Genomic DNA, 11117 nt, shown 5'->3' with positions numbered 1-11117 from the left:
GTCTCGTCTCTTCTTTGCCTTTCCTCCCTCCCCCCCCCCCCCCCCCCCCCCCCCCCCCCCCCCCCCCCCCCCCCCCCCCCCCCCCCCCCCCCCCCCCCCGCCACATCACCGCGGTCAGCTGTGCCAGGACCGCCACAGCGCCGCGTAGGCACCGTCGGCGTCCACCAACTGGTGGTGGCTGCCCAGCTCGCTGATCCGGCCGTCCTCGACCACCGCGATCACATCCGCGTCGTGCGCGGTGTGCAGCCGGTGCGCGATGGCGATCACGGTACGGCCGTCCAGCACCCGGGACAGCGAGCGTTCCAGATGGCGGGCGGCGCGCGGGTCGAGCAGCGAGGTCGCCTCGTCCAGCACCAGGGTGTGCGGGTCGGCCAGCACCAGCCGGGCCAGCGCGAGCTGCTGCGCCTGCGCCGGGGTGAGCACCGCGCCGCCCGAGCCCACCTCGGTGTCGAGACCGTCCGCCAGATTGCGGCCCCAGTCCTCGGCGTCCACCGCGCGCAGCGCCGTCCACAGCTCGTCGTCGGTGGCACCGGTCCGCGCCAGCCGCAGATTGTCGCGGAGCGTGCCGACGAAGACGTGGTGCTCCTGATTGACCAGCGCCACATGCTCGCGCACCCGCTCGGCGGGCATCCGGGCCAGCTGGGCCCCGCCCAGCGTGACCTCGCCCGTACGCGGCGCGTAGATACCCGCCAGCAGCCGCCCGAGCGTGGACTTGCCCGCGCCTGACGGGCCCACCAGCGCCACCCGGGTACCCGGCGGCACCGTCAGGCTCACGCCGTGCAGCACGTCGCTGCCCGCCCGGTAGCCGAACCGCACCTGGTCGGCGGCCATCTCGCGGCCGTCGGGCGAGACCGTGTGGTCCGGCTCGTCCTCGGCCACCTCGCGCACCCCGACCAGCCGGGCCAGCGACACCTGGGCGACCTGCAACTCGTCGTACCAGCGCAGGATCATGTTCACCGGGTCGACGAGCATCTGCGCGTACAGCGCGCCCGTGGTCAGCTCGCCGACCGTCATCCAGCCGTTGAGGGCGAAGCTGCCGCCGATCATCAGCACCGCGACCACGATCAGCGCGTGCGTCATGTTGATCACCGGGAACAGCACGCTGCGCAGCCACATCGTGTAGCGCTCCCACGCCACCCACTGCCCGATCCGCTGCCGCGACAGCTTCTCGCGCCGGTCGCCGAGACCGTGCGCCTCGATGGTGCGGCCGGCGTCCACGGACTCCGCCAGCGCCGCCGCCACCGCCGCGTACCCCGCCGCCTCCGAGCGGTAGGCCCCCGGGGCGCGCCGGAAGTACCAGCGGCAGCCGACCAGCAGCAGCGGCAGCGCGACCAGCACCGACAGGGCGAGCGGCGGCGAGGTCACGGTCAGCGCGCCGAGCAGCAGCCCGGCCCAGACCACGGCGATGGCCAGCTCGGGCACCGCCTCGCGCATCGCGTTCGACAGCCGGTCGATGTCCGTCGTGATCCGCGACAGCAGATCGCCCGTGCCCGCCCGCTCCAGCACACCCGGCGGCAGCGACACCGACCGTACGAGGAAGTCCTCGCGCAGATCGGCCAGCATCTCCTCGCCGAGGATCGCGCCGCGCAGCCGTACCAGCCGCACGAAGTACGCCTGCACCACGAGGGCGGCCAGGAACAGGCTGACGGCCCGCCCGAGATGGATGTCCCGGTCGCCCTTCGACAGGTCCTCGACCAGACCGCCGAGCAGGTAGGGCCCCACCATCGAGGCCAGCACCGACACGGTGTTGACGGTCACCAGCAGGGCGAAGGCACCGCGATGCCGCTTCGCCAGTTCGCGCACATAGCCGCGCACGGTCGCGGGGGAGCCCACCGGCAGCGTGGCGCTCTGCTGCGGCGCGGCCGGGTCGTACTCCGGCGGTCGCAGGCCGATCATGCGGATTCCTCCATCGATGTGTGGGGTACCGCCCCGGAGCCCGCGACGGCAGCGGTGACGGGGCTGTGGCCGGGATCGCGGTCGTCGGACGGCTCGCTCTCGCGGGTCACCACCGCCCGGTAGCGCGGGTCGGTGCGCAGCAGTTCGTGGTGGTCGCCGACCGACGTCGCCGTGCCCTCGTCCACGAAGACCACCAGGTCGGCGCGGTCCAGCACGAGCGGGCTCGACGTGAGCACCACCGTCGTGCGACCCGCGCGCAGTTCCTTGAGGCCGCGCGCGATCCTGGCCTCGGTGTGCGCGTCGACCGCCGAGGTCGGCTCGTCGAGCACCAGCACCTCGGGGTCGGCGATCAGCGACCTGGCCAGTGCCAGGCGCTGCCGTTGGCCGCCGGACAGCGACCGGCCGCGCTCGGTGATCCGCGCCGACATCGGGTCGCCCGCCACCCCCGCGGGGTCGGCGGCGGACTGCGCGAGCGCGTCCAGCACGTCCGCGCACTGCGCGGCGGTGAGCGCCTGCTCCGCCGTGACCCGGCCGGAGGACGGCACACCCAGCAGTTCGGTCAGCGTTCCCGACAGCAGCACCGGGTCCTTGTCCTGGACGAGCACGGCCGCACGGGCCGCCGCGAGCGGCAGCGCGTCCAGTGCCCGCCCGCCCAGCAGCGCCGACGCCTCGCCCCCGGCGCGGACCGGGCTGTGCCCGCCGAGCCGGTCGGCCAGTACGCCCGCCGCGTCCGGGTCGCCGCACACCACGGCGGTCAGCAGCCCGGCCGGAGCGCGCAGCCCCGACTCCGGGTCGTACATCTCCCCGACCAGAGCGCCCGCCTCCTCGGGAGCGACGCTCCCCTCGGAGAAGACGGCCGCGCCCCCGGCGGTCTCCCGGGTCAGCGCCAGTACGCGCGCGGCCCGCTTCGCCGAGGGCCGCGAGAAGGACCAGGCCATGGCGATCTCCTCGAAATTCCGCAGCGGGAACATCAGGAAGGCCACCGAGCCGTAGACGGTCACCAGCGCGCCGACCGAGATCCGGCCGTCCATCGCCAGCCGGGCGCCGTCCCAGGCGACGGCCACCAGCAGCAGCCCCGGCAGCACCACTTGGACGGCACTGATCGCCGCCCACATCCGGGCGCTGTGCACGGCGGCGGTCCTGACCTGCTGGGACGCGCGACGGTAGCGGTCGAGGAACAGCTCCTCGCCGCCGATGCCGCGCAGCACCCGCAGCCCGGCGACGGTGTCGGAGGCCAGTTCCGTGGCCTTGCCCGCCTTCTCCCGCTGGAGGTCGGCCCGCTTGGTGGCGGCGGGAAGCAGCGGCAGTACGGCCAGCGCCAGCACCGGTACGGACGCGGCCACGATCACGCCGAGCGCGGGCTCGTAGACGACCAGCGCGACGGCCACGCCGACCGTGGCGACCAGAGCGGAGGTGAAGCGCGCCAGCGCCTCGACGAACCACCCGATCTTCTCCACGTCTCCGGTGCTGACCGCGACGACCTCGCCCGCAGCGACCCGGCGGGTGAGCACCGAACCCAGCTCGACCGTCTTACCGGCGAGCAACTGCTGGACCCGCGCCGCGACGCTGATCCAGTTCGTGACGGCCGTACGGTGCAGCATCGTGTCGCCGAGCGCGGTGAGCACGCCGAGCAGCAGCATCAGCCCGCCCGACAGTGCCAGCCGCGACCCCGAGCGGTCCACGACCGACTGCACGGCCATTCCGACGGCCGCGGGGAACGACGCGACGGCCGCCATGTGCAGGATGCCCCACGCGGTGGCGGCTGCCAGGCCCTTCCCCTCGCGGAACGACAGCCAGAGCAGGAAGCGGAATCCCGTCCGGGCGTCGGGGACGCCCGGATCGGACAGGGGGAGCTTACGGAGGGACGGCATGGTGTCCTGAGTTCGGTGCGGGTGTGAGCGAGTGTCGGCGGACGAGGCTACGGCCGCGGGTTGCGGATACGGCCGCCGGAGGTTCGCGCGAGATGTCGGCGGGCAGCCGCGTACCTGGCGACTCCGCCCGTGCGGACATCCCGCCGGAATCCGGTCGGAGAGGAGCAAGGCTCGTCTTGCGGCCCGTACCGGGTCAACAGGTTTTCCGGTGAGCGACGGGAACGAGCCGAGGTCCGCGGAGGAGTGTTTCGGCAACAACTTGCAGCAAAGCAGCGAAAGTTCTTCCGCCGACATCTTGACGTGTACGCACACACGGCGGGAAGCTCCTGGGCGGAACCCGAGGGCCCCGAGGACAACGGGGTCCGCACCCCCCACCCGGCGGCCAGGCGCGTGGCTGCCTTCGAGGGCAGAACTCTGCCCGTTCACCGAAGGAGCCGCCCATGAGATCCCGCGTCCTGAACGGCGCGCTGGCCGCGATCGTCGCCGCCGCCGGTCTGTTCGCCCTCTCCTCGCAACAGGCGGACGCCACGCCGCCCGGCAGCAAGGACGTCACCGCGACGCTCTTCCAGTGGAAGTTCGACTCCGTGGCGAAGGCCTGCACGGACACCCTCGGCCCCGCGGGCTACGGCTTCGTCGAGGTCTCCCCGGCCTCCGAGCAGATCCAGGGCGACCAGTGGTGGACCTCGTACCAGCCGGTCAGCTACAAGATCGCCGGGCGGCTCGGCAACGAGAGCTCGTTCCAGAACATGGTCAGCACCTGCCACAGCGCGGGCGTCAAGGTCGTCGCCGACGCGGTGATCAACCACATGACGTCGGGCTCCGGCACCGGCACGGGCGGTACGACGTACAGCAAGTACAACTACCCGGGCTACTACCAGAACCAGGACTTCCACACCTGCCGCAGTGACATCAACAACTACGGCGACCGCAACAACGTCCAGAACTGCGAGCTGGTCGGCCTCGCCGACCTCGACACCGGCAGCGACTACGTGCGCGGCACCATCGCCGCCTACCTCAACCACCTGATCGCGCTGGGCGTCGACGGCTTCCGGGTGGACGCCGCCAAGCACATGGCCGAGACCGACCTGGCCGCCATCAAGGCCAAGCTCAGCAATCCGGGCATCTACTGGGCCCAGGAGGCCATCTACGGCGTGGGCGAGGCCGTGCAGCCGGGGGAGTACGTCAACACCGGTGACGTGGACGCCTTCCAGGGCGCCTTCGACCTCAAGCGCATCTTCACCGGCGACAAGCTGGCCTCCCTCAGCAACTGGGGCGCGTCGTGGGGCGCGGGCTACCTGTCGAGCGACAAGGCCCGCACCTTCGTGGACAACTGGGACACCGAGCGCAACGGCTCGACCCTCAGCTACAAGAACGGCGCCACGTACACCCTCGCCAACGTCTACCTGCTGGCCTGGCCGTACGGCTCGCCCAACGTCTACTCCGGCTACGAGTTCTCCAACAACGACGCCGGCGCGCCCAACGGCGGCACCGTCAACGCCTGCTACAGCGACGGCTGGAAGTGCCAGCACGCCTGGCCGCAGATCGCCAACATGGTCGGCTTCCGCAACGCGGTCTCCGGCACCGCCGTCACCAACTGGTGGTCCAACGGCAACAACGCCATCGCGTTCGGCCGCGGCAGCAAGGGCTATGTGGCGATCAACCACGAGGGCGGCTCGCTCACCCAGACCTTCACCACCTCACTGCCCGCCGGCTCCTACTGCGACGTCCAGCACAGCGGCACCAGCTACACCGTCGGCTCCGACGGCAAGTTCACCGCCACCATCGGCTCCAACGACGCGGTCGCGCTGTACGTCGGCGCGCCCTGCGGCAGCGGCACGACGAACGGCGGCACGACGAACGGGGGCACGACCAACGGTGGCACCACGAACGGTGGCACCACGAGCGGCAGCACCGGGGGCAGCACCAACCCGTCGTCCGCCGCGTCCTTCGCGGTGAACGCCACCACGGTCTTCGGCCAGAACATCTACGTCGTCGGCGACAACTCCACCCTCGGCAACTGGAACACCGGCAGCGCCCTGCTGCTGTCGTCGGCGAGCTACCCGGTCTGGAAGCTCAACGTGGCGATGCCCGCGGGCACCTCGTTCCAGTACAAGTACATACGGAAGGACGGAAGCGGCAACGTGACGTGGGAATCCGGCGCCAACCGGACGGCGACGGTCCCGTCGAGCGGGGCGGTCACACTCAACGACACCTGGCGTAATTGATCTGCTCATCGACCGATTACCCCTCTGTGGTGAGGACCGGCACACTGTGGTGTTCCAATTCCTGACTACAGAGGGGACCCCCCACCCATGAGAGGCTTCCGGACGTTCCTGCTCCGCGGCAACGTCGTCGACCTCGCGGTCGGCATCGTCATCGGCGCGGCCTTCACCGCTCTGGTGACCGCCTTCGTCAAGGCGTTCCTGACGCCGCTCATCGGCCTGGCCTCCGGCGCCACGGGCAACTTCGCCACTCAGAAGTTCACGGTCTCCAGCGTGACCTTCCCCTACGGCGCCTTCATCGACGCGGTGATCAGCTTCGTGATCGTCGCCGCGGTGATCTACTTCCTGGTCGTCCTGCCGATGAACCGCATGCAGGAGAAGTTCTTCCCCAAGGCGGCGGCGGCCCCGGTCCGCGAATGCCCCGAGTGCCTGACCGCGATACCGACCGCCGCCCGCCGGTGCAGCGCCTGCACCGCCGAGGTCGGGCCGCAGATCGGCGGCCAGACCGCCCCGGCGGACCTGGCCGAGTGAGCCCGCGGGCGCCGCTCAGTGCGACGGCCGGTGGCCGCCGCCGTGCGGCGCCTCCTCGTCGAGTACGGCCAGCAGCGCGGTGAGTGCCGCGCGCTGGCCGTCGTCGAGCGGGGCCAGCAGTTCGGCGGCGGCCGTACGGCGGGCCCCGCGCAGCTCCAGCAGCGCGGCGACGCCCGCCTCGGTCAGCTCGATCCTGATCACCCGGCGGTTGCTCGGATCGGGCACCCGCCGTACCAGCTCCAGCCCCTCCAGCGCGTCCACCAGGGTCGTCACGGCCCGCGGCACGACCTCCAGGCGCTGGGCGAGATCGGCCATCCGCGGCGGCTCGTCGCAGTGCGCGAGGGTGCGCAGCAGCCGCGCCTGGGCCGGGGTGATCCCCAGCGGCTCCATGAGGTGGCGCTGGGACTTGTGCAGGCGGCGGCTCAGCCGGATGAGCTGATCGGCGAGCCGCCCGGTGATCTCGTCCGGCGCGGTCGTGGCGAGGCCGGCGGTCACCGGGCCCGGCGGCACGGCTGTCGTGCGGGATTCCATGTGACGAGCGTATCAGGACCATGTCCATTGTGAGCATAGGTAACAATGACCTATACTCCCAATGTCAGCATCTGCCTGAACTCTCAAGGAGTCCTTTGCGCCCCGATCACGAACGAGAACTCGCCTCCCGGTGGACACCACCGAAGAAGAAGCCCGACACCCCCGTCGACATGCGCCGCATCCTGCGGCTCTTCCGTCCCTACCGTGGCCGCCTCGCCGTCGTCGGCGCCCTGGTCGGCCTCTCCTCCCTCGTCTCGGTCGCCTCGCCGTTCCTGCTGCGGGCGATCCTCGACACCGCGATACCGCAGGGCCGCACCGGCCTGCTGAGCCTGCTCGCGCTCGGCATGATCGCCACCGCCGTCGCCACCGGCGTATTCGGTGTGCTCCAGACCCTGATCTCCACCACCGTCGGCCAGCGCGTCATGCACGACCTGCGCACCGCCGTCTACGAACGCCTCCAGCGCATGTCGCTGGCCTTCTTCACCCGCACCCGCACCGGCGAGGTGCAGTCCAGGATCGCCAACGACATCGGCGGCATGCAGGCCACCGTCACCTCGACCGCGACCTCCCTGGTTTCCAACCTCACGGCGGTCATCGCCTCCGTCATCGCGATGCTCGCCCTCGACTGGCGGCTGACCGTCGTCTCGCTGCTGCTGCTCCCGCTCTTCGTCTGGATCGCCCGCCGGGTCGGCCGCGAACGCAAGCGGATCGCCACCAACCGGCAGCGGCAGATGGCCTCGATGTCCGCGATCGTCACCGAGTCGCTGTCCGTCAGCGGCATCCTGCTCGGCCGCACCATGGGCCGCTCCGACTCCCTGACCCGCGACTTCTCGACCGAGTCCGAGCGCCTGGTCGACCTCGAAGTGCGCTCCAGCATGTCCGGCCGCTGGCGGATGTCCACCATCGGCATCGTCATGTCGGCGATGCCCGCACTGCTCTACTGGGCCGCCGGTCTGACCATGTCCAACGGCGCGCCCGCCGTCTCCATCGGCACCCTCGTCGCCTTCGTCTCGCTCCAGCAGGGCCTCTTCCGCCCGTCCGTGTCGCTGCTGTCCACCGGCGTGGACGTCCAGACCTCGCTCGCGCTCTTCCAGCGCATCTTCGAATACCTCGACCTGCCCGTCGACATCACCGAGCGCCCCGACGCCCGGACCCTGGACCGGGTACGCGGCGACGTCCGCTTCGAGCACGTCGACTTCGCCTACGACCCCGAGTCCGGCGCGCCGACCCTGCGCGACATCGACATCACCGTCCCCGCGGGCAGCAGCCTCGCCGTCGTCGGCGCCACCGGCTCCGGCAAGAGCACCCTGAGCTACCTGGTGCCTCGGCTGTACGACGTGACCGGCGGTAAGGTGACGCTCGACGGCGCCGACGTACGCGACCTCACCTTCGACACCCTCGCCGACGCGGTGGGCGTCGTCTCCCAGGAGACGTACCTCTTCCACGCCTCGGTCGCCGAGAACCTGCGCTTCGCCAAACCCGAAGCCACCGACGACGAGATCCGCGCCGCGGCGAAGGCCGCCCAGATCCACGACCACATCTCCGGGCTGCCCGACGGCTACGACACCCTCGTCGGCGAACGCGGCTACCGCTTCTCCGGCGGCGAGAAGCAGCGCCTGGCCATCGCCCGCACCATCCTCCGCGACCCGCCTGTCCTCATCCTGGACGAGGCCACCAGCGCGCTCGACACCCGGACCGAACACGACGTCCAGGAGGCGATCGACTCGCTGTCCGCGGGACGCACCACCATCACGATCGCCCACCGGCTGTCCACCGTGCGCGACGCCGACCAGATCGTGGTCCTCGACGCGGGCCGGATCATGGAGCGCGGCACGCACGACGAACTGCTCGCCCAGGACGGCCGCTACGCCGCGCTCGTACGGCGCGACTCGCAGCTCGCCACCACGGCCTCGTAACGCGGAAGGGGCCGCCGCCCCGACCTTACTCATGGGTAAGGTGAGAGTGCGGCGGGAATCGCCCGCCCGCTCAGGAGGTGCCCGGTGCCCGCACGTTCCACTCGACTGCTCGTCGGCCTGCTCGCCGGAGCCGGCGCCACCCACTTCCTCGCCCCCGGACCGTACGAGGCGATCGTGCCCGAGTCCCTTCCGGGCAGCCCCCGCGCCTGGACCCGCGCCAGCGGCGTCGCCGAACTCGCGCTGGCCGCCGCCGTCGCCCTCCCCGCGACCCGCCGCACCGGCGCCCTGGTCACCGCCGGATTCTTCGCCGCCGTCTTCCCCGCCAACGTCAAGATGGCCTACGACTGGCGGCACCGCCCCGCACCCCTGAAGGCCGCGGCCTACGCCCGGCTCCCTGTCCAGATTCCTCTGGTGGTGTGGGCGCTGAAGGTCAGCCGCTCGGCGGCGGACCCACGAGGATGACGTCCAGGGTGCGGGGGCCGTGGACGCCTTCGACGCGGTCGAGTTCGATGTCGCTGGTGGCGGAGGGGCCTGAGATCCAGGTCTGGGGCCGGGTGGGGTCCAGGCGGGGGAGGGCCTGGGGGACCGACGCGACCACCTGATCCGGTGCCCGCACGACGCAGATGTGGTGGTCGGGGACGAGCGTGAGAATCCGCCGCCCCTGGTCGGCGCCCGCGTCCAGCACGATGGTGCCGGTCTCGGCGACGGCCAGGGCGCAGCCGGTGATCACACTGTCGACCTCGTCCAACTGCGCCGCGGTCAGCGGCGGTACGTCGTCCAGCAACCGTGTCCCGCCGATCCCGGCCAGCCACTCCCTCGGGACCCCCGCCGGGACGACCGCCGTCCGCGCACCCCGCTCGGCCAGCAGCCGCGCCACCGCGGGTGCCAGCCCCGCCTGATCCGTGCGGTGGATGTGGGCCCGGTAGTCGGCGAGGTTGTCCGCGAGCAGATCGGCGGTCTCGTACGGGGTGCGGTCGGCGTGCACGGTGAGGTAGTCGCGTGCTGTGTACGTGGTGGCCGGTGCCGGGCTGTCCGACGTGGTGCCCAGGGCGTTGCGGATGCGGGTGAGGACGGTGTCGCGGGAGGTCACTGGCCGTTCTCCTTGGTCTGGGGGTGGTTGGCTGGTTGGTTTTTCTGCCACCAGTCGCGGAAGGTCTGCGGGGGGAGGGTGGGGAGGTCGCGGGTGGCGGTCCAGGCTTTGGCGGGTCCGGGGAGCCGTTGGGGGTGGAGACGGCGGGTGCGGGTGGCGAGGCGCTGGCCCTGGCGCATGATGCCCGGGTGGTCGAGTGTCCAGCGGGCGGCGCGCATGGTGGCGCGTTCGGCGGCGTGGCCTTTGGCGGGCTTGATCGTGACGCGTTGGCCGTCCTGGGTGGTGGTGGCGCCCTGGGCGACGCGTTCGCGGAGGTGGACGAGGACTTGGGGGATGTTGATGGCGACGGGGCAGACGTCGTAGCAGGCGCCGCAGAGGGTGGAGGCGTAGGGGAGGGAGGCGTCGAGTTCGGTGGCGGTGGTGCGGAGTTGGGGGGTGAGGATGGCGCCGATGGGGCCGGGGTAGGGGGAGCCGTAGGCGTGGCCGCCGGCGCGTTCGTAGACGGGGCAGACGTTGAGGCAGGCGGAGCAGCGGATGCAGCGCAGGGCCTGGCGGCCGGTGGTGTCGGCGAGGGTGTCGGTGCGGCCGTTGTCGATGAGGACGAGGTGGAAGTTTTCGGGGCCGTCGGTGTGGGTGGTGCCGGTCCACAGGGTGGTGTAGGGGTTCATGCGTTCGGCGGTGGAGGAGCGGGGGAGGGTCTGGAGGTAGATTTCCAGGTCCTGGAAGGTGGGGATGACTTTCTCGATGCCGGCGACGGAGATGAGTGTTTCGGGGAGGGTGAGGCACATGCGGCCGTTGCCTTCGGATTCGACGACGACGAGGGTGCCGGTGTCGGCGATCATGAAGTTGGCGCCGGAGATCCCGACTTTCGCGCGGAGGAACTTTTCCCGCAGGTGGAGGCGGGCGGCTTCGGCGAGGTCGGCGGGGGTGTCGGTGAGGTTGTCGGGTGCGGGGCGGCCCCATGTGGTCATCTGGGTGTGGAAGATGTCGCGGATCTGGTGGCGGTTTTTGTGGATGGCGGGGACGAGGATGTGGGAGGGGAGGTCGTTGCCGAGCTGGA

The 11117-nt window shown here is 71.4% G+C and carries 9 protein-coding genes; 4 read left to right on the top strand and 5 right to left on the bottom strand.

Annotated elements, in window-relative coordinates:
• Positions 1–114: 114 nt before the first annotated feature.
• Complete coding sequence (locus ACZ4EF_RS08235) at positions 115–1896, bottom strand: ABC transporter ATP-binding protein (protein ID WP_391045689.1); 1782 nt, start codon at positions 1894–1896, stop codon at positions 115–117.
• The gene (locus ACZ4EF_RS08230; protein ID WP_467503410.1) at positions 1893–3767 is read right to left on the bottom strand and encodes an ABC transporter transmembrane domain-containing protein; all 1875 of its coding nucleotides are present in this window, start codon (positions 3765–3767) and stop codon (positions 1893–1895) included. The genes ACZ4EF_RS08235 and ACZ4EF_RS08230 overlap by 4 nt, the downstream gene beginning before the upstream one ends.
• A 440-nt stretch (positions 3768–4207) precedes the next feature.
• Here ACZ4EF_RS08230 and ACZ4EF_RS08225 point away from each other — a divergent pair, with 440 nt between their 5' ends.
• On the top strand, positions 4208–5992 hold the full coding sequence (locus tag ACZ4EF_RS08225; protein ID WP_467503408.1) for a carbohydrate-binding module family 20 domain-containing protein: 1785 nt from the start codon (positions 4208–4210) through the stop codon (positions 5990–5992).
• Positions 5993–6079: 87 nt separating this feature from the next.
• Positions 6080–6520, top strand: a complete 441-nt coding sequence (gene mscL / locus ACZ4EF_RS08220; protein WP_391045681.1) for a large conductance mechanosensitive channel protein MscL — start codon at positions 6080–6082, stop codon at positions 6518–6520.
• A 15-nt stretch (positions 6521–6535) separates the two neighbouring features.
• Here the strand turns inward: mscL and ACZ4EF_RS08215 are convergent, their stop codons facing one another.
• The gene (locus ACZ4EF_RS08215; RefSeq protein WP_467503406.1) at positions 6536–7051 is read right to left on the bottom strand and encodes a MarR family winged helix-turn-helix transcriptional regulator; all 516 of its coding nucleotides are present in this window, start codon (positions 7049–7051) and stop codon (positions 6536–6538) included.
• 95 nt (positions 7052–7146) lie between these two features.
• Here ACZ4EF_RS08215 and ACZ4EF_RS08210 point away from each other — a divergent pair, with 95 nt between their 5' ends.
• Both ACZ4EF_RS08210 and ACZ4EF_RS08205 read left to right on the top strand, forming a co-directional pair.
• Complete coding sequence (locus ACZ4EF_RS08210; RefSeq protein ID WP_467503404.1) at positions 7147–8967, top strand: ABC transporter ATP-binding protein; 1821 nt, start codon at positions 7147–7149, stop codon at positions 8965–8967.
• Positions 8968–9051: 84 nt separating this feature from the next.
• Positions 9052–9429, top strand: coding sequence for a DoxX family protein (locus tag ACZ4EF_RS08205; protein ID WP_355346613.1), 378 nt, complete (start codon positions 9052–9054; stop codon positions 9427–9429).
• Here ACZ4EF_RS08205 and ACZ4EF_RS08200 read toward each other — a convergent pair.
• Positions 9398–10057 carry a LutC/YkgG family protein gene (locus ACZ4EF_RS08200; protein ID WP_467503402.1) on the bottom strand — a complete coding sequence of 220 codons (660 nt, stop codon included), beginning with the start codon at positions 10055–10057 and terminating at the stop codon, positions 9398–9400. The two genes, ACZ4EF_RS08205 and ACZ4EF_RS08200, sit on opposite strands and share 32 nt — an antisense overlap.
• Positions 10054–11117, bottom strand: a 1064-nt coding sequence (locus tag ACZ4EF_RS08195) for an LUD domain-containing protein (RefSeq protein WP_467503400.1), incomplete at its 5' end; no start/stop codon positions are given. The genes ACZ4EF_RS08200 and ACZ4EF_RS08195, both read right to left, overlap by 4 nt.

It is taken from the genome of Streptomyces sp. NPDC025721, from assembly GCF_055558595.1.
The sequence above is the reverse complement of the archived record's forward strand: the minus strand, read 5'-3'. Positions and strand labels throughout refer to the sequence as shown.

Coding starts and splice junctions, on each gene's coding strand:
- ACZ4EF_RS08235 (WP_391045689.1), bottom strand. CDS start 1,896: ATGATCGGCCTGCGACCGCCGGAGTACGACCCGGCCGCGCCGCAGCAG.
- ACZ4EF_RS08230 (WP_467503410.1), bottom strand. CDS start 3,767: ATGCCGTCCCTCCGTAAGCTCCCCCTGTCCGATCCGGGCGTCCCCGAC.
- ACZ4EF_RS08225 (WP_467503408.1), top strand. CDS start 4,208: ATGAGATCCCGCGTCCTGAACGGCGCGCTGGCCGCGATCGTCGCCGCC.
- ACZ4EF_RS08215 (WP_467503406.1), bottom strand. CDS start 7,051: ATGGAATCCCGCACGACAGCCGTGCCGCCGGGCCCGGTGACCGCCGGC.
- mscL (WP_391045681.1), top strand. CDS start 6,080: ATGAGAGGCTTCCGGACGTTCCTGCTCCGCGGCAACGTCGTCGACCTC.